This is a genomic window from Acetobacter malorum (assembly GCF_001580615.1).
Taxonomy (GTDB): Bacteria; Pseudomonadota; Alphaproteobacteria; order Acetobacterales; family Acetobacteraceae; genus Acetobacter; species Acetobacter malorum.
This window is the reverse complement of record NZ_LHZC01000046.1, coordinates 89,617-115,955: the sequence shown is the minus strand read 5'-3', so window position 1 is coordinate 115,955 and position 26,339 is coordinate 89,617. Positions and strand designations below refer to the sequence as shown.

General features: G+C 52.6%; 29 protein-coding genes. 20 read left to right on the top strand and 9 right to left on the bottom strand.

The window, feature by feature from the left end; all coding sequences use genetic code 11:
* Window positions 1-136: 136 nt before the first annotated feature.
* Window positions 137-820: a hypothetical protein gene (locus AD930_RS06825; RefSeq protein WP_156476910.1), complete on the bottom strand. Its 684-nt coding sequence runs from the start codon at window positions 818-820 to the stop codon at window positions 137-139.
* Here AD930_RS06825 and AD930_RS06820 point away from each other — a divergent pair.
* The 3 genes from AD930_RS06820 (at window position 813) to AD930_RS06810 (ending at window position 3,057) form a co-directional block, all read left to right on the top strand.
* Entirely contained in the window at window positions 813-1,274 is a 462-nt protein-coding gene (locus AD930_RS06820; protein ID WP_061505634.1) for a phosphate-starvation-inducible PsiE family protein, read from the top strand. The genes AD930_RS06825 and AD930_RS06820 overlap by 8 nt on opposite strands.
* Window positions 1,275-1,369: 95 nt before the next feature.
* Window positions 1,370-2,068 carry a hypothetical protein gene (locus AD930_RS06815; RefSeq protein ID WP_167375151.1) on the top strand — a complete coding sequence of 233 codons (699 nt, stop codon included), beginning with the start codon at window positions 1,370-1,372 and terminating at the stop codon, window positions 2,066-2,068.
* A 200-nt stretch (window positions 2,069-2,268) separates the two neighbouring features.
* On the top strand, window positions 2,269-3,057 hold the full coding sequence (locus AD930_RS06810) for a hypothetical protein (RefSeq protein WP_156476909.1): 789 nt from the start codon (window positions 2,269-2,271) through the stop codon (window positions 3,055-3,057).
* Between the two features lie 313 nt (window positions 3,058-3,370).
* Here the strand turns inward: AD930_RS06810 and AD930_RS06800 are convergent, their stop codons facing one another.
* Together AD930_RS06800 and AD930_RS06795 are read right to left on the bottom strand one after the other, a co-directional pair.
* Window positions 3,371-3,907, bottom strand: a complete 537-nt coding sequence (locus AD930_RS06800; RefSeq protein WP_061505630.1) for a hypothetical protein — start codon at window positions 3,905-3,907, stop codon at window positions 3,371-3,373.
* On the bottom strand, window positions 3,904-4,431 hold the full coding sequence (locus tag AD930_RS06795) for a hypothetical protein (RefSeq protein WP_061505629.1): 528 nt from the start codon (window positions 4,429-4,431) through the stop codon (window positions 3,904-3,906). Before AD930_RS06795 ends, AD930_RS06800 begins: the two co-directional genes overlap by 4 nt.
* Before the next feature lie 128 nt (window positions 4,432-4,559).
* Here AD930_RS06795 and AD930_RS06790 point away from each other — a divergent pair, with 128 nt between their 5' ends.
* Complete coding sequence (locus AD930_RS06790; protein WP_061505628.1) at window positions 4,560-5,000, top strand: hypothetical protein; 441 nt, start codon at window positions 4,560-4,562, stop codon at window positions 4,998-5,000.
* A 54-nt stretch (window positions 5,001-5,054) separates the two neighbouring features.
* Here AD930_RS06790 and AD930_RS06785 read toward each other — a convergent pair whose 3' ends face one another.
* The 3 genes from AD930_RS06785 to AD930_RS06775 all read right to left on the bottom strand — a co-directional run bounded on the left by AD930_RS06785 (window position 5,055) and on the right by AD930_RS06775 (window position 6,622).
* Window positions 5,055-5,417: a hypothetical protein gene (locus AD930_RS06785; protein WP_061505627.1), complete on the bottom strand. Its 363-nt coding sequence runs from the start codon at window positions 5,415-5,417 to the stop codon at window positions 5,055-5,057.
* Entirely contained in the window at window positions 5,404-5,859 is a 456-nt protein-coding gene (locus AD930_RS06780; RefSeq protein WP_156476908.1) for a hypothetical protein, read from the bottom strand. Before AD930_RS06780 ends, AD930_RS06785 begins: the two co-directional genes overlap by 14 nt.
* 136 nt (window positions 5,860-5,995) lie before the next feature.
* The gene (locus AD930_RS06775) at window positions 5,996-6,622 is read right to left on the bottom strand and encodes a hypothetical protein (protein WP_156476907.1); all 627 of its coding nucleotides are present in this window, start codon (window positions 6,620-6,622) and stop codon (window positions 5,996-5,998) included.
* 155 nt (window positions 6,623-6,777) lie between these two features.
* On the opposite strand from AD930_RS06775, the gene AD930_RS06770 reads away from it, so the two are divergent.
* From AD930_RS06770 to AD930_RS06725, 9 genes are all read left to right on the top strand, one after another.
* Entirely contained in the window at window positions 6,778-7,605 is an 828-nt protein-coding gene (locus AD930_RS06770; protein ID WP_156476906.1) for a hypothetical protein, read from the top strand.
* A 290-nt stretch (window positions 7,606-7,895) separates the two neighbouring features.
* Window positions 7,896-8,507 carry a hypothetical protein gene (locus tag AD930_RS06760; protein ID WP_061505622.1) on the top strand — a complete coding sequence of 204 codons (612 nt, stop codon included), beginning with the start codon at window positions 7,896-7,898 and terminating at the stop codon, window positions 8,505-8,507.
* A 166-nt stretch (window positions 8,508-8,673) separates the two neighbouring features.
* Window positions 8,674-9,573 (top strand): DNA-methyltransferase, encoded by a 900-nt coding sequence (locus AD930_RS06755; RefSeq protein ID WP_061505621.1) that lies wholly within the window; start codon window positions 8,674-8,676, stop codon window positions 9,571-9,573.
* A gap of 267 nt (window positions 9,574-9,840) precedes the next feature.
* Window positions 9,841-10,458, top strand: a complete 618-nt coding sequence (locus AD930_RS06750) for a hypothetical protein (protein WP_156476905.1) — start codon at window positions 9,841-9,843, stop codon at window positions 10,456-10,458.
* 319 nt (window positions 10,459-10,777) lie between these two features.
* On the top strand, window positions 10,778-11,854 hold the full coding sequence (locus tag AD930_RS06745) for a hypothetical protein (RefSeq protein WP_167375150.1): 1,077 nt from the start codon (window positions 10,778-10,780) through the stop codon (window positions 11,852-11,854).
* A gap of 47 nt (window positions 11,855-11,901) precedes the next feature.
* On the top strand, window positions 11,902-13,017 hold the full coding sequence (locus AD930_RS06740; protein ID WP_167375149.1) for a polysaccharide biosynthesis/export family protein: 1,116 nt from the start codon (window positions 11,902-11,904) through the stop codon (window positions 13,015-13,017).
* Window positions 13,018-13,070: 53 nt separating this feature from the next.
* Window positions 13,071-13,394: a hypothetical protein gene (locus tag AD930_RS06735; protein WP_156476904.1), complete on the top strand. Its 324-nt coding sequence runs from the start codon at window positions 13,071-13,073 to the stop codon at window positions 13,392-13,394.
* 32 nt (window positions 13,395-13,426) lie between these two features.
* Window positions 13,427-15,469 (top strand): glycosyltransferase family 2 protein, encoded by a 2,043-nt coding sequence (locus AD930_RS06730; protein WP_061505616.1) that lies wholly within the window; start codon window positions 13,427-13,429, stop codon window positions 15,467-15,469.
* Between the two features lie 162 nt (window positions 15,470-15,631).
* Window positions 15,632-15,823, top strand: a complete 192-nt coding sequence (locus AD930_RS06725; RefSeq protein WP_156476903.1) for a hypothetical protein — start codon at window positions 15,632-15,634, stop codon at window positions 15,821-15,823.
* A gap of 167 nt (window positions 15,824-15,990) precedes the next feature.
* Here the strand turns inward: AD930_RS06725 and AD930_RS06720 are convergent, their stop codons facing one another.
* The gene (locus AD930_RS06720; RefSeq protein ID WP_082781738.1) at window positions 15,991-16,647 is read right to left on the bottom strand and encodes a J domain-containing protein; all 657 of its coding nucleotides are present in this window, start codon (window positions 16,645-16,647) and stop codon (window positions 15,991-15,993) included.
* Window positions 16,648-16,827: 180 nt separating this feature from the next.
* Between AD930_RS06720 and AD930_RS06715 the strand changes: the two genes are divergently transcribed.
* Together AD930_RS06715 and AD930_RS06710 are read left to right on the top strand one after the other, a co-directional pair.
* Entirely contained in the window at window positions 16,828-17,112 is a 285-nt protein-coding gene (locus tag AD930_RS06715; RefSeq protein ID WP_061505613.1) for a hypothetical protein, read from the top strand.
* Between the two features lie 375 nt (window positions 17,113-17,487).
* Window positions 17,488-19,767, top strand: a complete 2,280-nt coding sequence (locus tag AD930_RS06710) for a hypothetical protein (RefSeq protein ID WP_156476902.1) — start codon at window positions 17,488-17,490, stop codon at window positions 19,765-19,767.
* 69 nt (window positions 19,768-19,836) lie between these two features.
* On the opposite strand, the gene AD930_RS17745 is transcribed toward AD930_RS06710, so the two are convergent.
* Both AD930_RS17745 and AD930_RS06700 read right to left on the bottom strand, forming a co-directional pair.
* The gene (locus tag AD930_RS17745) at window positions 19,837-20,349 is read right to left on the bottom strand and encodes a hypothetical protein (protein WP_156476901.1); all 513 of its coding nucleotides are present in this window, start codon (window positions 20,347-20,349) and stop codon (window positions 19,837-19,839) included.
* Window positions 20,350-20,466: 117 nt separating this feature from the next.
* Window positions 20,467-20,769 (bottom strand): helix-turn-helix domain-containing protein, encoded by a 303-nt coding sequence (locus tag AD930_RS06700; protein WP_167375148.1) that lies wholly within the window; start codon window positions 20,767-20,769, stop codon window positions 20,467-20,469.
* A gap of 86 nt (window positions 20,770-20,855) precedes the next feature.
* On the opposite strand from AD930_RS06700, the gene AD930_RS06695 reads away from it, so the two are divergent.
* The 5 genes from AD930_RS06695 (at window position 20,856) to AD930_RS06675 (ending at window position 26,288) form a co-directional block, all read left to right on the top strand.
* The gene (locus AD930_RS06695) at window positions 20,856-22,292 is read left to right on the top strand and encodes a type II toxin-antitoxin system HipA family toxin (protein WP_244150516.1); all 1,437 of its coding nucleotides are present in this window, start codon (window positions 20,856-20,858) and stop codon (window positions 22,290-22,292) included.
* Between the two features lie 1,824 nt (window positions 22,293-24,116).
* The gene (locus AD930_RS06690; protein ID WP_061505609.1) at window positions 24,117-24,551 is read left to right on the top strand and encodes a hypothetical protein; all 435 of its coding nucleotides are present in this window, start codon (window positions 24,117-24,119) and stop codon (window positions 24,549-24,551) included.
* A gap of 82 nt (window positions 24,552-24,633) precedes the next feature.
* Window positions 24,634-25,353, top strand: a complete 720-nt coding sequence (locus tag AD930_RS06685) for a hypothetical protein (protein WP_061505608.1) — start codon at window positions 24,634-24,636, stop codon at window positions 25,351-25,353.
* A 48-nt stretch (window positions 25,354-25,401) separates the two neighbouring features.
* On the top strand, window positions 25,402-25,716 hold the full coding sequence (locus AD930_RS06680; RefSeq protein WP_061505607.1) for a hypothetical protein: 315 nt from the start codon (window positions 25,402-25,404) through the stop codon (window positions 25,714-25,716).
* Between the two features lie 53 nt (window positions 25,717-25,769).
* Window positions 25,770-26,288, top strand: coding sequence for a hypothetical protein (locus AD930_RS06675; RefSeq protein WP_061505606.1), 519 nt, complete (start codon window positions 25,770-25,772; stop codon window positions 26,286-26,288).
* Window positions 26,289-26,339 lie beyond the last annotated feature (51 nt).

Below are 26,339 nucleotides of genomic sequence, written 5' to 3'. Positions count from 1 at the left end.
CATCCAGGCGCACGCCAAGGTCAATTTCTGAGACAAGTTTTTTGGGGGGAGGTTTTGCAGGAGCAGTCTGTTTGGAAAAACAGACTGCTCCTGCAGAGCTTTGGAACCGCTATATTCGCGGCTCAGGCATCGAGATTTAAAGAGCAGGCACGACAGGGGACACTTTGAGTGTCAGCAGTTCTCCCTTATGGTCTGGCATGCCATTTTTCCACAATGTCTGAGAAAGAGGCTGAACGATACCATTCCTGATCTGGACGGGAACCTTTGTCGATGTGATTAGATCGACTCTTTCCCGTTCCTGGCCAACAAAGACTGTGCCGTTATAGGTGATGATGCCGTTCGGGAAAACTTTGACATGGCCGGAGAGGCCATAAACCCCGCCATTTTTCCCCGTGTCCATATCTTGGAAGGAGAGGTTCTTGACGGAAACCTCATTCCTTTCTGCTGCATCGTAATTTGTCGGGATGCATGCCAGTTGAGTATCAGAGACCAAACGCGTCTCTTCGGGGTTGTGTAATGAGGCCTCAATAAGGAAAGCTTCCCCAGAGCACGTGCCGGCTCTCCCATCAATCATATGGTTCACGGCTGGCTTAAGGTCGCCTGCCGCAGCGAAAGCATGAGGTGAGTTGGAAAGCGAGGCGAATGCACCCGTGGCGATCGCCAGAATGGAAAGCTTTGAGATAAAACCCATATGATCCTCTATATGCTTATGCCAGTAGATTTTTTGGCACCATAAAAATGTTAGGCCTTGAGTTTTGATTTCGCAAGGATAAGAAAGGGCTTTCTTAAACGCTTTTAGAAAGATTAGCCTGATGATCAATAAATTTCCCGGTTTTGAGAGGATTTCAAAGCTCTTCGATCTTTTTGAAGAGATGGCAATGTTAATTCTGACTTTGTGCATCACAGCCGTGGCTGCGCTCGGACTTATCCATGTGGTTTATGCCGTTATCAACATGATCAGAGATGCGACACTATCTCCCACAAGTCCGGAAGTTCTTCAGGCCTTGTTTGGTCTATTTTTCACAGTGCTGATCGCGCTGGAGTTTAAGCACTCTATCCTTGTCACTCCATCCAGTTCATCTCACAGCCTGATCAGATTACGCTCTGTGCTTCTTATTGGGATTATGGCCACTGTACGAAAGTTTATCGTCATGGATCTGAGCAAGATCGATGTGATGGAGGTCTTTGCTCTCTCTGCCGCTACGCTTGCTCTTGGGCTTGTTTACGGCCTGGTGCGGGCCAGGCAGGACGGTGGTTCCAAGGTTCACGACTAACGCCTTCCCATGCTTCTTCTTTGCATCCAACCGCATTACAGTCTTGTGGAGGAAAAGGTTCCTTTGTTCATGGTGGGGAGATGATGATGACTATTATGGCTGAAGTTCATTCAGACGATTTTCGCGCAAAAAACAGCTTCGACGCCACTCCGTTTTTCGCTAAAGCTACGGCTAAAGAGGTGTCTGACCTCATAAAGTGTGATTGGCGCGGTGACTATGCGGCAGATGCTGTTGCCCATGCAGTAGAACAACTCAATCCCGAGGTAGCACGCGTGCTTCAGTACGCCGCCCTAACGGATGATTGCGGGTTCGAGGTGAGCGTTGAGCCTCGACATGCCATTGCCTGGATCGTGACGAACAGGCCTGATTTGCCGATGGGCATTGAGGACCAGTTAAGAAAGGACGCTCCAGATAAACTGGAGGAGGTTCAGTCCGAATTCAGATCATTCCGTAGAATCTGGATCGAGATGACCTATGTTGTGGAAGAATTGACTTCGGATATCCGGCCGGTCGATGTGGAACAGTCTGTTATGGCCTGGGATATGATGGGGAAATTAGAGAGGCAGGAGCTCTCCTCAGATCAGAGGGATAGATACCAGTCTAAGGTCGGTGAGATTATGGAAGAATGCCGTCCAGGAAGCAGCGAAAAATTCTCACACCTTGCTGGGCAGATTGCTTTTCTTGCCGTCGCTGGAACGCACCAGAATCTTGAGGATGTGGCTGAAGCATACGATGAGGTCTTGTCTGTAGAGTTATCTCCTGAGAATGATAGCGGGGCGACGCCTAGCCCGTAATCCTTCCACAAGGAATGACTTAAGTATTGAGACCGGGTCATTTTTGGTCCGGACTTTTTTCTTGCTCATATTGTTGTCCTTCAATAAAATCATTTCCATAGAACATATTAATTGAATCCTTTTCGCGGAAAGCTCTCCTTATGTCCGAATGCTCCACTTTAGACACGGCCTCCGCTGATCAGGTCGTTGAATGTGTTGGCATGCAAGTTCCCAACTTTCCCCGGACGGATGCGATCTTCAAACAAGCTGGCAGCCTCCCCGGAAATGTCGATCTTGGATTGTTGCGGTGCGGCCTGATTGCGGAAGATCATGCCGAGAAGCAGTCTACTGATACTGATGCTTATGAGCGAGAGATTAGGCAGAAAGCTTACACCCGACTGTCAGACCCTACTATATCGGGGAGCACTCCTGGGGGGGCGGCTGATCCGGAGGATCAGGCTTTCAAAAGTCCTTTTTTCTACACTCTGAATATCCTCGAAGTGGGGGAGGAGGTTAACCGAAGCTTCGGATATGGACTGATCGCGGATCAGTGCCGGCGCGATATCAAAATTCTAAAGCGGAATGCCTTGGCTCTCGATGGGATTCCGAGTGAATTTTGGGGTACAGTCCCCGAGGTCTATGAAAAGCAATCGGCCGAATTAGCGATAGAGCGCCATAAGGCGTGGGCGGAAAAAGAAGAGCGTAAAAAACAGTTTAAGCAAAAAGTCTTATCAGAAGATCCGCAAGCATTAATTTTAGATAGGAATTTTGTGCACTTTGATACGTTCTCTGGGCCTGATTTGAACGAGGGAATTTTCTGGTACGCAACCCAAATGGCTTATGGCCGCACAAAAATCGCCCCCATTGATTGGATTTTCGGGTTAGTACAGGACAAGTTTGAACGGGCAGTGGAAGAAGCAATCTCAACATTCAAAGGCACGGGTCTGCGGGACACTAAGTGTCGCGTTCCTTTGATGACAAGACTTGCCTACCGTTTTGGCCTCGGGTGAGACAAGATGCTCAGCATTGAACTGAGCCTCGTAAGGTGCACGGCAAGCTTCCCTTTCGTCAGAAGTGTGCCTACACTTTCAATGGTCTGATACGAGATTGAATTGAAAAGAGGTGCACTATGCCAGTGGACAGAAGATCTGTGACCGTAAATCGAGCATTGGATTTCCTGTTCCCCCGGAATGGAAGACAAGCCCTCGATGTAAAATTCTTCATGGAAGAAGAGTCTACGGTTGAGATTCTTGCCGAGCAGATTTGTGCGTGCTTCAGCACGCTTCATGATCCCGCGTATGCAATCACTGATGTCGATGCAGCCTAAGCAACCGGACTAATATCCTCCACGGGCGCCACCTGAGGAGCCAGGCACTCATTGATCGCAATGGCCCAGTCATCTACGGCCTCTTGCCCGTCAGGCTCCAGCTTGAGCAGATCCGGAAGTTCTATTCTCGACGCCACGGTCGTGGCGTAGCGGCGATCACCAGCCGCAGTTATCAGCACGCTTGGTATCCGGTCAGAAAACTGGTCGGCCGTAAGATCGACGATGACCTCCCCATCTGTGATCCAGACATGCCATTCAAGATCCTCTCCATCTGACGGTCTGAAGCCAGATCCGGTTTCTGGACTCCCTCCGTCGACATACCAGCCGGAATAGCCATTCTGCTGAAGATGCCTGAGAAGCGCCAGGGACGTTAGAACGCACATATTGGTCGAGGGGCGGTCGCAATCGGGCAGGTCATTTTCAAACCGGTAAGACTCCCACAGGCTCTCTAAAACCTCCCGCGCCGGCTCAAAAAGGGCAGGGGATAGCCCCTGCACTGGAAGTGGCGGTGCAGGGCATGCGTTAGCAATCACGGAGATGGTGCTTCATCACAGGGAGCGTTGTCATAGTCGTAGTCCGGCCACCTTGCAGGATCGAAGGATAGCTCAGGCCCCATGCCAGCCGCCTCGCAAAGCAGATCATAGGCCTCTTCCGAGAACATAACCTCTCCGGAACCCAGCGCGCGATTGTCCGGGAATACACGCTGGAGAGCGCTTGTCATTTCTTTTGAAAGGCCAAGGCGCTCTTGTCCGATCTGTCCGCACATGAAAAGGAGGGTGGCATCCTGTGGTGAGATCCTGCCAGGCTGTTCCCCGATCCAGTTCAGTGAAGGACTGGATATGAAAGAAGATGGTGCCGCATAATTCTCTGCGCAGTCGCTTAGCAGGTCGAGATAAGCTCTGTGCGCTTGGAAAAGAACCCCACGGATAGCGTAGAGGTAGTCGTTTGGCTCCTCGTCATTCTTCCGGAAGGAGACCTCAGCACCATTGCCCGCACGAGGGGCCTCTCCATTGTACGGTCCAAACTGACTTGCCTGCGCCTGGATAGGAATTATCACTCTTCTCTTCCTTACTCTCTGAAGTAATCAGACTATCAAATCTCCATGCAAGATACATCTTCAGGCGTTTGTCCTTTGCATCAGATGATGGGATTTTTGCCTGAAGACTTCACTGAAAGAGCAGAGAAATGGACTCCTCAAAAATAGCGCCTTCTGTCAGCCCGACACAATCATTAACAGACTGGCGCGTTGCGGCGGGCAGAGAAGGGGAACTGCCGCCTGAGATCGGCACACAGGGCAAGCTGACCATCGATATGGACGCCCTGAAAGAAGGTAAACTGACGGCTTACGTCACGCGGCCGGGCCAGCCGGAGGGGCATTCGGAGGTCGTTCAGATAGAGCTGGACGCCGGCAGTATTTCAATCAGTTTGGCCACAGCAGGCTCCCCAACTTTCGATGCCAGCATGAGAGCGCTTCCCAGCGGTGAAGTCCTGCTTTGTTCAGAAATTCCTGGGGAAACCTACAAGATCAATCCAAACAGCGGGAAGCTTACAAAGGCTTCTGACTGGGAGGCTCCAAAGTTGGAGGAGGGACCTTCCCCTGAGGATGACGTTACCCCCACACCCTGACCGATCTCTGTCGGGCTATTCCTGATCCAAGGAAAAGTCCGGCACCGGATGGGGTTAAACCGTCTGCGCCTCATGAGGCGACCTGCTCAGGTCCGCACGGGTCTGGAAATCGAACATCCTTACTGAAGCCTGCACGCGCTGTGTCGCGGCGTTGTCCTTTAATGTGCTGACGGTGACAGTCAGGCTGACAGGACCGACATACTCATAAAGCCGCCCCGTCGTCTTCTCGGGCAATTGCCCGCCGGCAATGGTCCAGCCGCGTTTTTCCGGGGAGTAATCCGCCGTGAGAAGGTTGCCCATAACCCGGTCTCTGAGAGAATGTTTCCCGGCCAGAGAACTCATTGCCCCCGGAGGCATTCCGGACCAATAATTATCAATATCAGGCATATCCGTCTCTTCCTGACTAAGCTGTGGCATGAATGGACGCCAATCCTGTCACCCAGGCGTCAGATGATGCATGTGACTTGAGAGTAAGGCCATACTTCGTCGCAAGGGCCTTTAGAGGCACTGTGTTGGGCACGAGCGTAAGAAGACCCTGCCGGAGCGCACTGACGCCGTTCTCTTCAACTGCACGAAGGAAATTGACCATCCCTCCGGATTTATCCTGGCGAACGATGCTATTCGCATAGTCGAGGATGGCCATGGGGTCCGCAGATTTATAGGCATTAGCGATGTTCGCATCGATCAGGGAGGCGAGATCGGGATCAATCCCGCTTTCGGCCAGACTTTGCGTCAGCGCACATGCCAAAGCGAGTTTGTGGAGTTCGGAGGGATCGTCGGAGAATGACGCCATGATGCCATGTAAGGTGTCATTCTCTGGGATGATGATAAAAGAAGTTCTCTTGCTATTTCTTGTCATAATCGTTCGCTATGGAATTATTGCTATGGGTGCATTCTAAAGCACCCACGCTCAAAGCGAAACCAACGATTAACAGTGCGCAGAGAATTTTAGGCTTTGTCTTTCATCGCCTTTCTTCTCACCAGAAGTCTCAGGATCAAGGAGATGGAGCGTCATCTTCTGGCAGCTCCGGCTCGTCAAGATCCGCGTCAAGAGGTTGCAGGGCTTCTGTGGGCAGCGCTTCCTGAATGTAATCCGGGTAACGAGAGAAATGTCCTTCTGAAATGGCTGCGTCGATACATTCGACAGCAGAAACGCGACGGTAGGCAGGTTTTTGGCCGGTGGGGTCATACATGATAGTGCCGCCCTCATCACCGTGGGGCGCTGCGCGGCCATCCCCAAGGCCATTCACCCACTTTTCAAGATCGGTGAATGCATATCCGTTGTTTCTCACCAATTCATTTTCAGCCCGCCAGTGCTCGGGGGAACGAGGATCGGTGTTCTGGCGCCTTACATCAGGCAGATCATAGCCCATCGTAATTGTCTGCGTTGATGAGTAGGGGAACTGTTGCCCCACCATCCTTTGGTATGCCAGGCTTTTCTCTTCAATGAGTGGCCGCAGCGCATCCGGACAGTCTTTCTCGATAGTGACTTTCAGATCGCTGAATGAGATCATCGCACATCGGGCGTAATCGCCCCATTTTTCGCGCGATCTGTCAGCAAAGACTATGCCGGAAGGGAAGTTTCCAACGAACAGTCTTTGTTCGGGTGTCTTGCGAGCCATCGTTTTCTACCTCACTTAGAATAGTATCCTTGAGATCATAATCGCCGATTATGCAAGTCACCAACAAAATGAGCTAAATTTTCTCTACTATGCATGGCTTATCGGATATCATTTTTACTGAGCAAACTCCGATAAGAGCTCATTCTCTTGCATGGATGCCGGACGTTACACCGATGAACTCCCGTCACGAACCCAGAGCCGCCCCCGGCGCCGGCCGCGCGCCGCAGAACGCACCATTCAGGGCAAGCATTCCTCGTGATTCCGATTTCAAGAACACTCGCCCACAGCTATCGCTGGCCGTCGGGAAAAAGATGTGTCCGAACGGGCGCATTCTGCTGGCTTTCAGCATGGAAACCCTGAGGGACTACTTCCTGTCCGGCCACATCGATCAACAGGCCCAGGCAGAGCCAGATAATGCGCCAGAAGCCAAAGAGTTCAGAGGTGCACCATCCGTGACGGCGGAGGGGCTTTCGCTGGAGCAATCCTTTGAGCGCTATACGCAGGCCGATGCGAGACTGAATGCCGCGGTCAACACTATGCAGCGCGTGTTCACTGATGAGATACTTCGCCTTGCTGAAAAGAAAGACTTCTGGAAATCCTGTGCTCTGCTGAAGTCTATGCCCTCATGCGCCCTGCGCTACGAGGCAGGGAGCAAGATGTATGAAATCGCAACCCGGCATGGTGAGAGCAATATCCGCCTCATTCTGCAGAGCGAAAGTCCTGAGCCTTACAACTGGGACCGCGCGGCGGCCCTCCGCGACTGGGGAAATTCCGTGAACGAGTTGCAGCGCGCTTGTGATGACATGCTCGGTCTTCTGAAACCGCTAATTGAGGACTGTGAGCGGAGATTTGATCGGGAAGGTTTGATGGATCTGATTGCCCGGACCCCAGATTCAATCCCTCGCACGATTATGATGGATAAGCTTGAATACGACATGGCTCCATCACAGCATGCCCTCTTCCCGGAGGGGCCATCGCCTTAATGCTGAGTGATCTGGCGCTCTTTACTCCCGATACCAAAGGACTTTCGCTCCTCCGGCGTCATGGTATCCACCTTAGCGCAAACCTCAGAGATCATCCAGCACGCGCTCGCGACCATAGAATCAACGATTATGTCCGATATGGTTCTGCTTTTCTGCTCAGGGAGAAGTAAGTTGCACAAATCTTCGGCGGAAGTGCTCATTAAAGTCTCCAACGCTGGCTAGTCCTCTGGTCCTATGCATCAAAAGTCATAATATGACCCTGCGCACCCCATTACAGGATACTCTCCATAATGTCTAAGCCCGCATCACTTCTTGAAAGCCGTCTGTTAATCCGCATCGGGACTGTCGGTATTGAATACTATGACCGATCACGACCACGAACGGAGTTTAAAGACGCTGAAGGCTATGCCCGATGCGGCGCCATTCCTTTCGCCATGCTGACGCCATGGATTGAAGAAGACTGCCCGGACGAAATTCGCGGCGTCATACAAGAGAAGGCGAGTGAGCTTGAGAAAAAAATGGGACAGGAGTTCCGTCTCCCCTCATCAGGAGAAATGGTAACTCTGGGATACATGAGGCCTGAGTATTTATCGGCGCAGGCGCAGGTGCGCGACAAAAAAGAAAAGCTCTGGCAAGCTTTCCACTCCGTAGTCGTGGAGAATGGGTTTGATTTCGTTCACTACGCGGACTTCGCGAGGAAATCAAAATTTGAAGGCACACCCCTGGTCGGGCAGGAAGGCGACTGGGTGATGTATGATGTGACAGATGCCGGACGGCCAGCCTATCGCGCGCCTACTGCGGAGGGATGCGTCCAGGAGGCGTATGGGGCTGGTCATTACTCCATGGACCCTGATCCGGAGGTAAGCACACCTTCCCCGGAGGAAGACAGTCCTGCACCCTAACCAAGAAATACCGGGTTAGTGTCCATCCCTTGCCGGTAACGTAGCATAATGCGGTAACTGGCTTTGGATTGAATAGGCATCCCGGTGCGCCGGTTTATTCCTTGCCTGATTGGCGCTCACGGACTATCCAGCAAGGAATAAATGGCCGGATAGGACTTGAACTGGGATGGCGCAAACTAAAGCGGAAGGCCGCCTGCTGAAGACGACTGATCTTGGCCTGCTCTACGAGGGCGATTGTCTGGACATCATGCGGTCGGTCGAAAGCAGTAGCGTAGACCTTATCTTTGCCGACCCTCCGTTCAATCTCGGCAAGGCCTATACATCGGGAATGGACGATGCCATCGACAGTTCGCGCTATCTGGAATGGTGCGAAAACTGGCTTGATGAATGCGTGAGGCTACTGCGTGACGGAGGTTCCCTGTTTCTCTGGAACCTGCCGAAGTGGAACATTTCCCTTGGCAGCTACCTCATGCGGCATCTCACTTTCAGGCATTCAATCGCTGTCGACTTCAAGTGCGGCATGCCGGTAAGAGGGCGCCTGTATCCCGCCCACTACTCTCTACTGTATTTCGTCAAAGGGCAGCGCCCTGCCATCTTCCATCCCGATAGGCTTCCCCTACAGTGCTGCCGGCATTGCGGCGGGGAGGTCCACGACTACGGCGGGAAGAAATCCGTCATGAACCCCTCCGGCGTCTCGCTTTCGGATGTCTGGACTGACATTAGCCCCGTAAGGCATGCCAAGTTCAAGAACCGAGAGGCTAACGCCCTGCCTCTTAAGCTCCTGGATAGGGTGCTCTCCATGGCGACGGACCCCGGCAGTGTCGTTCTAGACCCGTTCGGCGGATCCGGAACCACCTATGTCGCAGCGGAGCTGACCGGGCGGCGCTGGATAGGTATGGATCTGCACGCAGGGGAAGCAGAGAAGCGGCTTTCAGATTTGACGGTAGACCGGGAGCTTCTGGATCTCTTGTCTTCTGACAAGAATACCCTATTCAGAACCAGGGATATCCGAAGACGCGCAGAAACAGGCAAATCCTGGCCAATGGAACGACAGGCTCTCTGTTGAGCCGCCCGCCTTGTTGTGGGTTGCACGCGAAACAGAGACTTTGAAAACAGCACCCACATTCAGAGCTTAGCTATGTCAGTCACTGTCCCGGTTTGTTCACTGCCTGAGGTTTTCCACGTAGGCACTATGGAGCCAACGCATCGCAAGGCCCTGTCCTATGAAGGGGATGGTCTTTCCGTCAGTCCGTGTCCAGAAGCCTGGAGGGAGATAGCCAGGCTGGGGGATGCACCCACCTGGGAGGTAAAAACCTGCTCTGGTAGCCCGCTTTTGTTTTTTGATATCCATCGCGCTCAGGCAGACCGGGGCTTGCATAGCGCCATATCGGACTGGGCCATTGAGAATGGCTTGGCGGAACAATCCGAGCAGTGGCTTAGCGTATTTTTTGACGACGAATGCGATTGCTGCCGCTTCATGGCGTCCGATACCCGTGAAGGCGCGATAGAAGAGCTCGAAGAATACGAATACAGCGAGTGCGCCAGTTTGGATCGGGCCACCACCCTGATTAAATCCGGAGCGACTGAGGCAGCCGTCGTTTGCGAAAATATGCTCCGTTTGACACCAGCCGGACAGCGTCGGGCCAGAGGGAGCGGACTAACGAGCATAGACGGCTGGCAGATGGCCGCGGTCCTCTGGGCCGAAGATGTGGCAAAGCCTAACGATGATCGCATTGTGGGATGCTGGTGGGAGGATATTTTCGACCCAATAGGGCTGTCCGCGCCAAGAGGGGTGATTTTCACGGAAACACTTGCCTCTATCCATATTCACGAAATGGATGATTTAGTGCCTGTTCCTGACATGGAAATTTCTCTCAGTCTGTCGGAAGTGGTGTTGGATTCACCCCCTGGCCACCCCACCAGAACGCCGGAAAACGAGTTTTCTCCTTAAAGTATCTCAAGGATTATAGGAAACATTCGGGCAACAAGGTCATTTTGCATTAAATGATCTTGATTTTCCCTGTTTTCGGGCAAAAAGCCTTGCCGACAAGACGCGCTCAAGGCAATATACCTTGTCTTTAGAAAGGAAAAGTTGATTTGCCTTCTGATATCAAGATCAGGTGGTGACCTCAGCTTATAGCCAGGACTGGATTATATTGGAGGATGGATGGGCGCAATGGTCTGAAAGGCATGTGCCAAAACCCAACAGATCGATCTTGCGCAGCAGGATTCACAATTAATAGCGGGATGACCCGTGAACATACCGAGAAATGATGGCTGATAACAAACTGATATTTTTCCGGAGAAAGTCCTTCTGGCTTCTTTGCGGACTTCCGACACTTACTGTGGGGGCTTACCTTGGTCTGGTTGCCACGCCACGCTACGAGAGCGAGAGTGTCGTTAAAATCTACAGCGCCAGTGATCAGCCCTCCGCTGGCGGCGGTGCGGCGGCGGCCGCTGGAGGTTCGTCTGCGTCTCCCGGAAGCTACGTTTTCAAAACCTTCGTCAACGGCAATGACTGCCTGTCCCTCCTTGATATCCCGGCTCTCAAAAGCCATTGGGGCGGAGGGGATATTCTGTCCGGGTTTGGCAGCGTCGCCTCCTTCTTCAGCACGAATAACATGCGCCTGTGGGACTATTACCGTGGGCACGTTACGGTGGAGGTCGATGAAACCTCTAACACTGTGAAGCTGAATGTTGATGGCTATAGCCGTGATTTCGTCCACGGTCTCAACGAGAAGGTTCTGAAGCTCGCGGAAGAGGAGCTGAAGCAGTCTGGCGTTAAAGCTTACCGTGCCGACATGGAAATGCTTAAGGCTAAGACGTCTCGCGACAAGGCCTCGTTGGCCTCAACTCTTGAGCGAATGCAGAACTTCCAGAAAGAGCACGGCATTGCAGACTATGATGCTGCCTATCAGTCTCTCCTCAACACCATCGATACCTTCCAGGAAGCCCGGATTAACGTTTCATCCAAGGCCGCGGCATCCAGCTATCTGGCAGCACATTCGCAGCAACTCGAAGCGCTGCGCGCGCAGGTAAGGTCGATTGACGCGGATATTGAGGCCAGCCGTAGCGCGGTGTCTCAGAAGATGGCTCCGTTCTATGCATCTTTCACGGAGTTGCAGTCCGCCATCAAGGAATTGGCCTCAGTCGTTCTTCTTGATGACCAGAGCCTGCTGCAGGCTGAAGAGCGCGCCGTGCAGAATGCTTACTACATGGACGTTATCGAAGCACCTGTCTCCCCTAGTGACCCCACAGAACCGCGCTTCCTGAAGTGGTTCCTGATCACTCTTGTGGCCTCTTATCTGGTGTACGCCGTCCTTAAGCCTGTGGCCCCGCAGACTTAAAACTCAATAGAAAAAACAGTATTTTACACGAGGGTTCTATGAAAAACATGGCTTGGAATTCAACGCGGCGACTTTTGAAAGTTCTGCCCCTTCTGCCTCTGATGGGGTCTCTGAGCGCCTGCGCCTTTATGCCGTCTGCCGGTCCGCATGCGTCCTTGATTCTGGATCCGAAATACAATGATGTGCCCGTTGTGGATGTGACAGATCAGATCGCCCAGCAGTTGCAGGCGGATTATAGCACATCGCAGGAGGCCGCCCTTCAGCGGATTATCGCAGAGGTCTCCATCCCCGAGCAGAGCCGCATTGTTCTCTCGCCTGGCGATATCGTGCAACTGGCTCTCTGGTCTCAGACCTCTGACAGCCAGACGGGGGTCTCTTCCGCCCCCAAGCCTCAGGAATTCGGCCACTATCCTGTTGATCTCCAGGGACGCGTGGATCTCCCCTACGTCGGCAATGTGAGCGTTCGCAATATGACGCCGGCACAGGCAGAGACCGTTATCGCACGGCGATATGCCGGTATCAGTCTCTTTCCGCAGGCAGTCGCCTCTCTTCAGGTCGAAGAGAACAAAAGCCAGAACATTGTTGTTATGGGTGCCGTCAACACTCCGACTGTGCTGAACTGGTCAGAGGGTGGCGTTGATCTTGCCGAGGCCGTTGCGAAAGCTGGTGGCTTCAAGGTCTTCGACCCCAGCAAGGCCGGAAGCGATCTGGCGGTCAATAATGTCCTTCTGGTCCGCACCGGGAAGAATTTCGACATTCCCATGAAGAGTGCTCTTGAGCGCCCCATTCCTCTGCACCCCGGCGACCGGATTGTTCTGCAGCACAAGCCCGCAGTGCGCGCTTTGTGTCTTGGCGGTGGCTGGAAAACACCCACTGCGGTTCCATTCGACACGGCACCCACTCTGGCCGAGGTTCTCTCGGGCGGCGGCGACATGAACGCTACGACTGCTCAGGGACGGGCCATATTCATCTTCAAGCACGATAAGCGCATCATCTACCGGATCAATTTTGATCGGCCGGACGGCATGGAAGCTGCTCAGCACTTCCCGATTGAAGATCGGGACATGGTCTACATTCCCGTCAGCCGCAGCGTAACGCTTCAGCAGGCCGTCGGGATCATCATGACCGCTGCTTATCCGGCAATGATGGGCGCAGCAATCTGATTGGTGGCCTCTCTGTCTCAAAGAGGCGGAGGGGCACCTGCTAGGAGGACTAGGTGTTAAATTCCTGTGACACCATGGAGCGGCGAACTGACAGCGACATGTATCAGGCGGATGAATATCATCACGGGAATGCGGGGCGCAGGGCAGAGACCTCCAATGAGGGCACACGCCTTGCGCTAATAGCTCGTGAAGCGCGCATATACATCCCGGAGCACATCCGCGAGGAAGATCTGACGCTGGCGCTCCTCCTTGATCTCCTCAAGGCCCAATCTCCGGCTGTTGCGTGGGCACCTCCGGTCAACAAGGCAAGCCTGGGCGAGCCACCCACGCAGTACGACCATCACACGCAGATGCTTGTAGAGCGCCTCATATACTAAAACTGAACCGACCTTCTGCTGGAGACGAGCGCATGCCGCCCTCTTTGGATGACCTGGATCGCGCTCGAAGAAAGCGCGTGATCATCCTGAATATCCTTACCGCTTCGCTGTCGCTTACAACCGCCGCGCTCTCCATGCTGTGGATGTTTGTTTACAACGTCAGCCCGTGGCTTTTCGTTCCACTTATCACGGTGTCAACAATCCTTGGCTTTGTGGCATCTTCTTACCTGTTCTCCACAGTCTTCGGCTTGTGGGATGCGCTCCGACCGGCCTCAAAAGACCCTCTGAATCCGACCAACTACGCTGTACAGCTAAGGCCGGAGACGCGGGTTGCTGTCGTTGTGCCGGTTTACAATGAGGACGCCCGGCGGGTCTGCGCCTCTGTTACGGCCACAATGAGCGAGATGCAGGAATATCCGGAAATCGACCAGTTCGACTGGATACTGTTGTCTGACAGCCGCAAAGAGGACGTTATCGCGCAGGAGAAGCATGCCGTTTACGTGATGAACGACATGTTCCCTAACGCGCGGATCGCCTATCGCAACCGCGTGGTAAACGGTGACGCCAAAGTCGGCAACATGGATGACTTCCTGCGCCGGTGGGGTAATTCGTACGACTTCATGATTGTCTTCGACGCCGATACCATCATGCCGGGAAAAACCGCTATTGATCTTGCGCGGACCATGCAGGGCAATGATCGCATTGGCATCATTCAGGGCATCAGCTACGAGGTGAATTCCAAAACGCTCTTCGGGCGGATCAAAAGCTTCGGGCACAATATCGGAATTGTCATCGGCACGGCGGCGCAGAACCACTATCGCCTGAACCGGGCGACATTCTATGGCCATGGCGCCATCCTGAACGTCCGGGCGATGCAAGAGCATTGCAATCTGCCGCGATTCAACAAGAAGGGTCCGTTCGCAGCAGGCAAGCCCACGTCGCACGATTATATCGAGGCGATGTTGCTGGAAGGCGCTGGCTATGAGTGCTGGAGAATGCATCATTTCCCCAGCTTTGATGATCAGCTTCACAACATCATTGACGTTGCAAAGCGTGAGACGCGGTGGATGTATGGCGCTCTGGACTGGCTACGCATTTTCATGCTTCAGCGCCTGACTATGTTCGGCAAGACTAACCTGCTGATGTCCACGCTAAATTATTTCAACGCTATCATCGGCATGGTGTTTTTCATCATGAGCTTTGTAGGCTTTGCCTACATGCTGCACCATCCGCTGCGCACCAAGATGATCATTGCCAAGTTCAGTGCACTGGGCCCTGTGGTGCTAAGCCTGTTCCTCGTCATGATCTTCCTGCCGCTTGGCGCGAACCTTCTGTACCACTACAAGACGCGCAACCTTCATCGTTATGGCGGGCCGGTTAAACTGATCTGGTCATCATTTCTGGTTATGGCCAATGGCTGGCTCACCTCAGCCACAATGATGATCATCGTCAACACAATCCTTGTGAAATGGGCCACTGGGAAAAAGATGGTCTGGGGGTCACAGAACCGGGAAGGGCGGACTGTAACCTGGTCTGAGGCGTTTGCCGCCTATACGCTTTCAAGCGTGTTCGGTATCCTGCTGGCGGTGTATATCTGGAAGCAGATCCTTCCGTATGCGACGCCGGGCGCACTGCATCGCCTTGGCATATCGCCGTTCTGGATACTGTTCTGGATGGGGCCGCCTGTTGTGGGGCTTATTTTCTCCCCAGTCGTTTCCAGGTTTACAAGCCAGCGGTTCCCGCTAATGGAAAAAATGGGCTGGGCACAGGACCAGTTTGAATGTGAGCATGACATGCCTCCGGAAGGGCAGGTTCTCCTCACAACGCGGAAAATGAATGAGCATTTCGACCAGGCAATACCGGAAAACTTCTCCATGGAAGAGGCAATCCGGTCTCCCTACTTCGCGATGAGGCATCTTCTGCATTTGCCTGCGCGACCCGCCAAAACCGAATTCTGGAAAAAGCGGCTGGCCGGGAAAAGGTTCCGGGATCTGACCAGAACCGAGAAAATGATCGTCTTCAGAACAGGCGGTTTGTGGGAGTTGTATATGCGGGAAGAAATGCTGGCCCGCTAAAACAGACGGGGTAGTGCCAATGTGGTACCACCCCGTTTTTTTTGAATGAGCCGCACGACCTCACAGGGAAGGGTGCATGCTCTTGCGCCGTGCTGCTTCGTCAGGGAATATCCCTTCGTGAGAGCAACGTCAGGCGCCGTCTCCGCTAAGGCGCTCTTCCGCGTGGCAGAGACTGCAGGCTATTTCATCGCCTATGCGATGTTATTCCCGTTCGTTCATCAGCTTACCGCGCCCCATGGCAAAGCCGCCCCCAGGCGAATGTGGTCGCCGGTCGGATATGGACTTTCTGGGCCTGATGATTCCGTCTTCAAATATTCAAATACCATGATCTGGCCAAATGGCGGCCGCCTGTGACGGCGGCTTATCTGTGGGCAGAAGGCTTTCCTTCCGACTTGCCTCCGGAGGCGAAGGTAACAAGGTCGGAGAGAGGCCTTCTCTCTATAATCATGACAACGGGTTTATATCGGGCTGAGAGCCTGGCCGGCCGCTCTATCTTCAAGCACAGGAAAGACGCAGCGTTCTCACGCTCTTAGAAAATTGTATGCGTCAGTGACTTCCTGAAATTTTTCGCTACTGCCGCCGTGGTCAGGATGCGTGTCAAAGGCCTTCTTTTTCCATGCCTTCTTCAGATCCCCCTGAGAAAATCCATGTTCGAGACCAAGAATGGACATGGCCTCTTCATATTTGGACCGCGGCTGATGATAGTCGGCGCTTCCCTCTGCATTATGTCTTTTGAAATCGTGCTCAAATCTCCTCTGAGCTTGCTCTTTCTGGCGTAAAATATGAATATGATCTCTCATGGCCTGAAATTCGCGATAAATTTCATTTTCCATTTCTTTCTGGCGCAAAACATGATCTCGCATAGCCTGAAACTCACGCTCAATATCACTGAGTGCTTCGGCACTCCGCCTTCGTCTCGTTAGGTAATCATCCAATATCTCGATGTCAGAAAAGTGGAGATACACGAAGGATGCGAATAGTGCGAAAGAAGCCAAGGCCGCCACAAGCAGCCAAATGCGCCAATAAGGGTAAGTGGCCGGGAGAAGAATTCCTAAGAGGAAGAAAAAGCAGGAGCAGGCAGCCAGAAACCATGAAATTTGGATCATGAGGAACTGGGAGTTTTGATGATTTTTGGGGTTTTCTGACCTCGGTTTAGAACGCCTCTCGTAGTCGGTCATCAATCAAGCCCCATCAGGAAACAAGTTTAAATAAAGCAAGGATAAATTAGGTGATTTGTCATTTCATGTAAACCATCCGGGGCGGTCTATCAGCCTCCGGCCCATGTAAGAATATTCTCATGGTCCCTTGCTGTGCATCTTGCTAGGATTTTCGGTATAGATCTGCTGAAAGGGACGATTATGAGTGTGACGCGAGAGCAAGATAAAGCCCAATACTGGATCGTTAATGAAGACGGCCAGAATGTCCGCATTTCCGAAGGGAAGGGCAGTGATGGCTGCTTCTATAGACGTGAAGGGCATGATACGGTTTTGCGCCTGGTGCAGCATGATGGTGAAACGCTAGTTGATGGGGAGTTTGCCTATCACGCTCAGGCGTTTATCCGCCCGGAGGAAAATCCTTGCGGAGCAATGGAGCGCGCGGGGTCTTCACCCCCCTCTGCTGACGAAGATGGGCCATCCCCTTAATCGGAGCACTCCTCCTTTGAGACTCCTTCTCCTCCTGGAGAGGGAGTTTTTTTTGCCTTTTCAGGGAGCGCCTATCTTATTTTTGCATAATACCTAGACCGGTTTATTTTGAATATTAATTTCCTATTTACCTTTTTATACATTGGTGTAAACGAAATATAATAGCCCTCTATTAATATCCTCGTAATAACTGTCGTTACAATATTAAAGCAGGTCCAATGTTAGAAGGGTCGACTTTGTCGGCTTACCCAAATGTCATCATCCTCCGACAGTTCAGACTCAAAACTCCTTTTCGACGATCCAAGCGTGAGCGGGCCAAATCTCGCTTTTAATACCGGTGAGGTGACCGGGACAGAAGAGGTTTTCAATCCCGAAATGTCAAAACTCCCCGGTGGTGTCGATACGGGGTGGGATATCACCCAATGGTCTGCGCCAGGGTATTTCCAGCCGTCGGAGGTAGACACCAGTGATACAGCCGATGCAGATGCGTCACTGGGGGGCGTGCCTATTGGCGAGTGGGAAGAGTCAGTGCCGGGCAATACAAGCAAGCTCGCCATTTATGATTCAGCACAGTACGGATACACGTATGCGCTAACGCAGGGCGGAGGGAGCAATGCCGATGTGTTCCTGCAGACCAAAAACAAGGTGTCCGGAGTAGCCGATACTTTCGATCACCAGATAACCTTCACCGCCAATGAAAAAATCACGAACGTTCAGGAGAACGGCTATAACGGCGCGTGGTTCACTTACAACGCCTTCCAGGTGTTTTTCAATCTGAACGGGAAGTATTCTGAAATCCCGGCCGCGGGCTACTTCATGCAGGCGGTTATGGCGGATGATCGCGGTCAGTTGGCTACTACATCGGGTGGGGGCACATCCCTTCCTGCCGGCATCTACAACCTGTCCAATAACTACATCTACCAGGACAGCAGCGGCACGTGGCACGGCGACCCAGCGGAAGTCGAAGACTCTCTCCCTCTGGATGGTGGAAACAATCAACCGTTCCATCAGGTGACCATCAATCTGAACGCCTGCGTGAACTCTCTGATCGCCAGACTGGTCAGGAATGACCCCACACACGCAAGCGAATACGAGGATGTCTCAGCCTGGTCTCTGGGTGGGGCTTACATCGGGCCTGAGGGAGCATCTTACGGGTCCACCAGCGCCCCATACACCGCGACCATGGATGTGAACCATGTTCGGATCACGTCATCCAACGAAGCTGGTGTCACATATTCAACGGCAGCCCAGAAAGAAGTTTCCGTTTCAGATGAAGATCCGAGCTATGTAAGGGTGGATCCGGTAAGCCCCACCACAGTGAGTACCATTCATCTCCCCTCCGACGGTACCTCAAATGTGGCACTCTCAAGCTATAATGGAAGCCCCGAGGGGGTGCTTATCACCGTAGACGCGGAGGGCACTAACGATATCATTCACCTGAATGGGTATGACGCCACAATAGACCTGAGCAATGTGATCGGAGGCGTGGAAATCGAGGGCACTGGCAATGAGAGCGTAAAGCTGACCGGGACCGGAGCCGTCTATCTAAGCGGGAACGTGGGGAGTGTTGAAGACGCCCGGACTGACAAGGGGGACTATTTATCAGCCCTCCCGGTCATCAGCAGTGGGGATCAGTCTTCAGAAAGCGGGGGTGGCAATAATCAGACCCCAACGACATCCACCAGCTTGAATATAGCCAGCGGTGCAACTGAAACGACCTCTTTCTCTGCAGATACCGCTACGGTTGTATCAAGCGGCGGAAGTCTGAATCTCACGTCCGCCAACAGTCTGGTCATGGTTGGGGGCTATAAAGATTTCAATCTCTCTGCGGTCACTGGCCAGACAAACATCGCGGCGTCCCTGTCTTCTTCAGGTTCGCTGAACAACGTGGCTGGAACGCCGGGCATTACCCTTGAGGGGGCCGGAGCCAATCTTACGGTCTCGGGCGGCAATGTCAGTGTCCAGGGAAATGGCGGAGGGGTCCTGACCAAAACCGGCGATGGGTCTGCCTCAGTGTTCGGTGAAATGAGTTCGATGTTCCTTTATGGTGGCAAAAGCAACTATGTCGGGGCCACGCTGGATGGCATAGGGCACCTGAGCTATAGTCTCGGCACAATCGGACTTACGCTTGCCGGGAGCTCCAGCAACATGACAGTTGATGGGGCAGGGTATGACTACTTCACCGCGGGGGCTGGCTCGATCACGCTGAACAACCAGGCCTCAGCGAATATTACTGGCGTCGATAGCAATGGTGGAAACCTGTATATCAATGCCAACGGAGGGCAGATAAACTACCAGGCGGAAACCAACGTGAATGCGACCATCGTTCTGGGGCAGGGCAATGCCTACCTGACATATGGGCAAGGCTACACAGCCACAGAAGTCAACATGCAGGCTTCTGACATGGCTGATGTGGCTGGCTTAAATCCCGCGAACGGTGAACTGCTGGCGACCAATCTCAAGTCTCTTTCAGACGTCGCCGTGAGCTACCATGACAGCAACGCCTATATCTCTGAGTCCGGAGGGCCGGGAAGCATCGTTCTGCACAAAGTGCATGATGGAGGTGTCGATCTTCTCGGATCTCTGAATGGCACAAACTTCAGCCAGCAATACCACTCCAATACCCTTATGATTGCTCTGAACGATAAAGCCTGATTTTATCATTCGTGAGGCTCCACTCAACCTATGGCGGTTGCTGTTTCAGTGGAGCCTCTATTCGATAAATTAAGGTTCCGGATCCCAGGTCTGGGCGGAGGGAGCATGTTCTCGGCTTGGCCATCTGTCCGGGTTCAGGGACAATTCTTCACTCAGCCCTGCAGCATGACACAGCAAATCGAAAGCCTCTTCCGTCATTCTTACTGCACCACCTTCCAGCGCACTCGGATCTCCGAACACCTGATGGAACGTTGACGTCAGTTCTTGACTTAGGCCGGTCAGGTCGGATCCTGCCACTCCGTAAAGATGAAAAAGCATAGCTTCAGCAGGTTCGAGGCGACATGGCGTCTCAGAAAGCCATTCCATATCGTCATCCAACGCTGCCGGGGGGCACGGCGACTGGCCGCATTCGTCGAGGGTTTGGAAATACCTGTGCTGGACACACAACAGAATCAGTCGGATACCAAACAGAGCTTTGCTTTCATTGTCTCGCTTTAGTTGTGGGTCACACCCCGATACCGTAAGGCCGTCATAATATTCAGATAATGTGTCATCGGCTATTGCCGTGAGAGTGTTAGGCAATTTCAATCTCCATAAGTTCGAGAGGCATCTTCCGGACTGAACGCAAGATAACTCTCACCCATGCAAGATTTTAGAGATTTCTCTCTCTGCCATGACAGGCCAGAAACTCTTAAAATTCTATTCCTTCAGGCTATCTATCTTGCGCAGGATGTCATTGGTAAATTCGTCAAAGTTTGATTGTACCGGGGGATTTTGGTTGTGGTTAATTTGCCACCTCGGCGTTACCATCACTCCGACATTCAGCATTGCGAATGCTTTCATGATGAGTGCCAGCTCCGCCGCGTCATTACCTTTTTCTGTGCGGATAACCCATTGTCTTGTGACACCCATTCTTTGGGCGAGTTCTGATTGTGTCCAGCCCATGGCTTGTCTGGCATTGCGGATGCTGATGCCGACTTCAAATGCTGTTTTCACCTGCATATTAGCCACCTTTGCGCGCTGGTACATGTAACCTAAAATGAACTTCTTGCAGATGTAACTTAAAATGAACACTACAGCAATGTTCAATGTGTGTTACATATTTGTCAGAAGGTTTATGCAGCGGGGGCAATGCGGTGACTGAATTACACATCCTTGTAGCGGGGAAGCGTTGCGCACGTGCTTCCGATCGTGGGGGGACTCCCAGAATTCACTACGATATGTCTTCAGAAGGTGTTCGGGCGGGGCTGGCAATCTCTCTGTCTATGCCTCCTCGTACAGAGGCTTACGGAGGGGGATGTGTCCAGAACTGGCTGGAAAACCTGCTGCCAGAGAACAGGCTTGATCTGGAGGCTATTGCGAGAGACACCTCTGGCGGTATGAAAGCCTGCAGCACCAGAAATCCCCTGCGCATGCTGGAGAAGATCGGCGAGGATTGCGCAGGAGCAGTACAGGTTGTGCGAGTAGAGCGTTTAGATGCGGTTTTAAATGCAGGCGGCATAGATCCTGTTTCCGATGCTGAAGTTGAAAAGATGATCCGTGAGGTTCGCTTAGGACGGGCCGTCGCTGGCCGCTTCCCAGGAAGTTCTCAGGGAAGATTTAGCCTCGCTGGTGCCCAGAAAAAGACTGCCTTGAGGCGTCTTGGAGATGGCTCTTGGGGCATTCCATACGGAAGGGAGCCAACCACGCACATTATGAAACCTCCTATCACTGACATGCCCGGCCAGGTTGAGGGCGAGCACTTCTGTCTTCGATTGTGCCGGGCAACAGGGCTTTCAGCCGCTAGGAGTGAAGTTTTAGAGTTCGGGCTTGAAACCGTTATATGCGTCGAGAGATTTGATCGGTTAAGCGCTGGCAATGAGGAGGTTAGCCGCGTTCATGTCGAGGATATGTGCCAGGCCTTAAGTGTGCCTCCATCGCGGAAATATCAGTCCGACGGCGGACCCGGCGCAACGGAGATTTGTGGGGAAGTTCTGAGCCGGTCGGTCCGCGCGGATGCGGATCGTGAAACCTTCATGCAAGCCATGGTTACGAACTGGGTGTTGATGGGAACTGACGCCCACGCGAAAAACTATTCTGTTTTTGTTCTTCCTGGCGCTGAACGTCCAGCGGCCGCGCTTGCTCCGCTATACGACGTGAATACATTCGCTCCATACCCGGAAGCGTCATGGAACAAGGGGACAATGTCCATGTCTGTTGGCGGGAAATATGTATTCTCCCAAATCCATGAGAGGCACTGGCGCACTGCGTGTGACCGGGCAGGGTTCTTTCCAGCGGAGGGGGCAGAATGGCTGGAAAAAGTAATTTGTGACATTCGAGAGAAAGCGCCGGCCGTGGCGGAAAAAACCATTAAAGAAGGCCTCAATCCAGAGTGGATGGAAAAGCTTTCGAGCATTACGACTAGCAGATGCGAAAAAGTTCTCTCGACACTTTTTCCTCTAAAGACCTACTCATTCACAGGTAATTATTGTCCAACTGGACTTTCAGATGCTGAGCCACCTCAATCCGATATGCCTTCGCCATAGTGGTATCCACGGTTTTTTTCGGGTGCCCCTGACAAGCTTCCTGAGCGCGGATGCGGCTCTGCCAGCTCTCAGTATGAAGTGGGCTATGTAAACCTTTAGGACGCAGTAGTGGCCGCCAAGGCCATCAAACCGCATGTGGCACGCGGGCGGGGCTACGCTTCGCCCAGCGCTGTATCAGCTCCTTTTTCTGGCGAGACACAACCAATCCCTCCGTCCACGCGGTCTTAATTGCATGCAGGGCAGGGGCGACCGCGTTTGTTTTCGCTAATGGAGCTTTCATCGACTATCCAGCCCGTATCATGCCCGCAGCGACTGCACTTAAAGCGTATCGCTTTACCCCCTCCCGGCATGTTGCCGGCATCCACTACATGCATTCGCCTTAATGGAGTTCTTCGCGGTAGTTGTTCTTTTTCAAAAAGCATCGCCATGGCGGCGGCTCCTTTCATTCGTCAATCTCATCTTAGGAGGTGCGCTATCTCTTCTGGTTGCGAGATCGGATAGCCGTATGAGCCATGAGTTAGATCAAACTGGCAGGCTGCAGCAAGCATGCCCCCAACCTGATCCAGACTTTCGGCGGGATAAGAATTGCGGGAAAGCCCAGGCCGGTAAAGATTAAGAGACGTCAAAAACTTATTTTCTCTTCGTTCTTTCAAGACGGGGCAATACCAGTTCTGAATTTTGACCAAATGTATCCTTGCAGTGAATCCCTAACATATGAGAGTATGAATTGCTCAATAACAAGCGTTATGCTAGGTTTTGATTGATATTTTTCAATTTAGAAGGAGTTTTTCGCGTGAGGCAGATATCAACTGTCCAGGTTAAAAATCTTTTCCGATCATTCGCATTTTTCTTTGTCTTTCCTATTAGTTTCTCCCTAATCGTAATTTTAACTCTACTGTTGGGCCTATCCTTTGCCGGTGCAGATCGGGGGGTGTTCAGGCCTGACGTGGAAGGACATCTTCGCGCCTTTGGCGTTATCCTTCTTGGTTTTTCTAGTTGCTGCTTTTTAGTTATCAAATCTAAGTTTGGAATTCTCTTTCCGAGCAGCGATAATGACATCTAAAGCTTGGCAGTCAGTGGCCTATTGCCCAGGTAGGGAGGTGGAAACGAACTCTCCGCTGTCCTCGACACTGGGTGGGGAAGTTCTTTCTGCTGGATCAAAGGGAAAAGTGGTTTGGGATGAGGGCGGGGCAGAGGTTATCGTCGACTTCGGTAAACCATTGCCAAATTTCGGTGGCTATCACCTTCCCACAGGCCAGGCCTGGATACCAAAAAGCTTCTTGACCGTAATTGGAGACGTTAAGTGACCGCCCCTTGGAGCCTTGCCACAGTCAGGCCGGCCGGGGAAGTGCTGTCGACGGATTGTTAGATCCGTCCTCGATTGAACTGGATCGATCTGGCAGAGTCTCTAATAGAGCGAGAGCGTGTCCGTCATAGGAATCATCATTTTCGACTGCTAACGGATGACTGCACTGAGCCACATGTTCTTCCATCATGAAGTAGCGGAGACACGGATAGGAATAGCATCTGAGGGGGAGGGCGCCGATCTCAGAAAGTGGGGGTTCCGCATCTATTCGCCGAGGGTCGCCCAAAGATGTGCCTCATAAGTTGTCACAAATGGTCATCAGCGGGTCTGATGGTCATTATGAAGACTATGCATCGAGGGGATCAAAGGGTGGTGCTGAAGCGCTGAATGTGGTGGTCGACTAACGCAGTGAATGCGGCCTGTCTACTCCTTGCGAGATGTCCCTTGCAGGCGGCTGGTGTATTTTTGTTTTCATAAGCAGACTTTCCCGACGAAGCGCACTCCCTGGAGCGAAAAACATGAATCTTGGATATTGCCTTGATATCGCAACCTCTCATGCCACATTCCAAAACGATTTTGACGCCACAGGCGATAGCTCACTTGATGAGCGTCAGAGGATGCAGGCATTTGCTATTGAGAATGTTGAAAGCTGGTTCGCTGATAATGGTGATGCCATCAGACGCATCCAAGAGGACTTCTCTCTGCCAACCCCTCTGCAGGTGGATATGGAGCCAGGTAAAGAGTTTGATCCAGGCAGCCTGGAATGGTGCCTTAAGACAACGCTCAGCCTTGCTGATGGTGATATCAGCCCGATGACCGAGGATAAGGATGGTCTTATGGCTCTGACCGGTCTACGCAACATCATCGCCAACAAGATGCCCGAGCTTCTGGCACTGCCGTTCTCGCCGAAGATGCCAGAGCCGACGCACGATCCGGAAGCGCCTTCAGTCTAATTGACTCGGTCGGAGGAGCAATGGTTTCGCTCCGGCTGACCGTCTAAATACCTTCTTCGGAAGGTCAACAGGGTTGTATACAGTGACTGATAACATAGACAGATCGGTGTGCCGTGCCGTTTATGAGGATGGTGCCTACAAGGTGACTGGCCTCACAGTTAACGAAGACATCTCCAGGCTGAAGTTCGATGTGAAATTTAGCAAAGATGGAGCGGTGTTGGAGCGGAAGGCTTTCGACGGAAGAGGGGTGCAACGCCCGGTTCCGGACAAGATTAAGCCTCACATTGGCACTACGTTTGGATACGTCTTTCACCTTTCCCAGAAGCAAGTCTGGGAGCAGCCAAAGCAGGATGCTCTTATTCCCGACTGGCAAGAGCGGCTATCCTCTATCCGGGATAGGTTTCACTCCGATCTCGACATTGCCGCAGGCTGCGGCCCGTTCGATGGCGGATGCCTCCTGGTGGCCGGCGCACTGCAATCGGTTATCGGGGGCGACCTGGTCGTCTTGATCCGACAGAATGGCTTCGCTGAACATGCTGCAGTATTGAAGGATGGGCAGCTTTGGGACTTCGATGGTCCTCTACCTCCCGCTCAGTTCATTATGCGGTTCAACGAAAATGAACACGCCGCATGTGCTGGATTTCGCCCGCTCAATGATGAAAACGATCTGATGGATGCGCGCGAGATTGCTGACAATTCTCTTCAGGATCGGCTGGCAAGGCTCTTTGAGGAAGTTCTTCCGGATATTGCGCTGGAGCGGAAGAGCCCTCAAGAATACCTCCAAGAGCACTCGCCATCTTAAAGGGGCGCAATAAACCCCCAATCACAACGCTTAGAAAGGATGACTGAAATGACCTATGAAGAATTTGTAAATTCCCGCAAAGAGATGACGAACCGGGAGTTCGGGAAACTTGTCGGGGATATGATGTGGGATGATAAACCGGAACAAAAATTCCTGGTTTATGATGATTCCTTCTACATCGAAGTGCTTGGAGATGGTCGTTATAACCTGCTCATCGGAAACGAAGAGACCATCACGAATGAAACGACTTCACTTTCAGATCTTGAAGAGCAGTTGTTTGATTACGCGAAAGCTGAATGCGGCCCAGAATGGTCGCTCGACGAAAGTCCGGCATCCGAGGCTACATCATCCCACAATCCTTGATCGCTCTTGATGTCGTGAAGCGCGTTCTCCAGCCCGAGGGGAGAGGCTAATTCATGAACAAAAACAGTGGTGTCCGAGCGCCTGTGGGCGGGACAATCGGGGTTAACGGGCATTTCTACAAGGGCGGACGGTTTCTTCCAAACACGCAGGCGGAGCCGGGTCGCTGGAAGATGGGCAGAAAGTGGGTGTCCTCAACTCAGGAGATGATTGAGCCAGGCTTGAGAGCCTGGCAGCCCACACCTTTCTCACGATCAATATTCTCTCTTTTGGCGGTCGGCGCATACACACGCATAGATGAGGAGGGGCGGCTGTCGCTATATGAGCGAGAAGACGGCAGACCGATCTACTGCTCGGTCACCGGAGAGCCTGTTACGGTTGAGTTGTCTGTGAGACCTGGCGTTAAAGGCGTCATGGGCAATGACGTTTACACGCTCGGCGAACTGATGGCGATGTATTCTGCTGGTGCGCGATGGATCGATATCCGGCCGGAAGCCGAGGCGATCACAACACCACCCGCCGCTATCGAACATGATGTCCCATCGGCAGACGAGCCAGGTTCACCCGTGCCATAGTGCGCGGATTCCAGCCGCGTTCCTTGCATGCTTCTAGGTTAATATCTTTGA

What these genes read in the sequence shown, in the direction of transcription:
- AD930_RS06820 (WP_061505634.1), top strand. Translation starts at nt 813, where the DNA reads ATGATCAATAAATTTCCCGGTTTTGAGAGGATTTCAAAGCTCTTCGAT.
- AD930_RS06815 (WP_167375151.1), top strand. Translation starts at nt 1,370, where the DNA reads ATGGCTGAAGTTCATTCAGACGATTTTCGCGCAAAAAACAGCTTCGAC.
- AD930_RS06810 (WP_156476909.1), top strand. Translation starts at nt 2,269, where the DNA reads ATGCAAGTTCCCAACTTTCCCCGGACGGATGCGATCTTCAAACAAGCT.
- AD930_RS06790 (WP_061505628.1), top strand. Translation starts at nt 4,560, where the DNA reads ATGGACTCCTCAAAAATAGCGCCTTCTGTCAGCCCGACACAATCATTA.
- AD930_RS06785 (WP_061505627.1), bottom strand. Translation starts at nt 5,417, where the DNA reads ATGCCACAGCTTAGTCAGGAAGAGACGGATATGCCTGATATTGATAAT.
- AD930_RS06780 (WP_156476908.1), bottom strand. Translation starts at nt 5,859, where the DNA reads ATGACAAGAAATAGCAAGAGAACTTCTTTTATCATCATCCCAGAGAAT.
- AD930_RS06775 (WP_156476907.1), bottom strand. Translation starts at nt 6,622, where the DNA reads ATGGCTCGCAAGACACCCGAACAAAGACTGTTCGTTGGAAACTTCCCT.
- AD930_RS06770 (WP_156476906.1), top strand. Translation starts at nt 6,778, where the DNA reads ATGCCGGACGTTACACCGATGAACTCCCGTCACGAACCCAGAGCCGCC.
- AD930_RS06760 (WP_061505622.1), top strand. Translation starts at nt 7,896, where the DNA reads ATGTCTAAGCCCGCATCACTTCTTGAAAGCCGTCTGTTAATCCGCATC.
- AD930_RS06755 (WP_061505621.1), top strand. Translation starts at nt 8,674, where the DNA reads ATGGCGCAAACTAAAGCGGAAGGCCGCCTGCTGAAGACGACTGATCTT.
- AD930_RS06745 (WP_167375150.1), top strand. Translation starts at nt 10,778, where the DNA reads ATGATGGCTGATAACAAACTGATATTTTTCCGGAGAAAGTCCTTCTGG.
- AD930_RS06740 (WP_167375149.1), top strand. Translation starts at nt 11,902, where the DNA reads ATGGCTTGGAATTCAACGCGGCGACTTTTGAAAGTTCTGCCCCTTCTG.
- AD930_RS06730 (WP_061505616.1), top strand. Translation starts at nt 13,427, where the DNA reads ATGCCGCCCTCTTTGGATGACCTGGATCGCGCTCGAAGAAAGCGCGTG.
- AD930_RS06720 (WP_082781738.1), bottom strand. Translation starts at nt 16,647, where the DNA reads ATGACCGACTACGAGAGGCGTTCTAAACCGAGGTCAGAAAACCCCAAA.
- AD930_RS06715 (WP_061505613.1), top strand. Translation starts at nt 16,828, where the DNA reads ATGAGTGTGACGCGAGAGCAAGATAAAGCCCAATACTGGATCGTTAAT.
- AD930_RS06710 (WP_156476902.1), top strand. Translation starts at nt 17,488, where the DNA reads ATGTCAAAACTCCCCGGTGGTGTCGATACGGGGTGGGATATCACCCAA.
- AD930_RS06700 (WP_167375148.1), bottom strand. Translation starts at nt 20,769, where the DNA reads ATGCAGGTGAAAACAGCATTTGAAGTCGGCATCAGCATCCGCAATGCC.
- AD930_RS06695 (WP_244150516.1), top strand. Translation starts at nt 20,856, where the DNA reads ATGTGTGTTACATATTTGTCAGAAGGTTTATGCAGCGGGGGCAATGCG.
- AD930_RS06690 (WP_061505609.1), top strand. Translation starts at nt 24,117, where the DNA reads ATGAATCTTGGATATTGCCTTGATATCGCAACCTCTCATGCCACATTC.
- AD930_RS06680 (WP_061505607.1), top strand. Translation starts at nt 25,402, where the DNA reads ATGACCTATGAAGAATTTGTAAATTCCCGCAAAGAGATGACGAACCGG.
- AD930_RS06675 (WP_061505606.1), top strand. Translation starts at nt 25,770, where the DNA reads ATGAACAAAAACAGTGGTGTCCGAGCGCCTGTGGGCGGGACAATCGGG.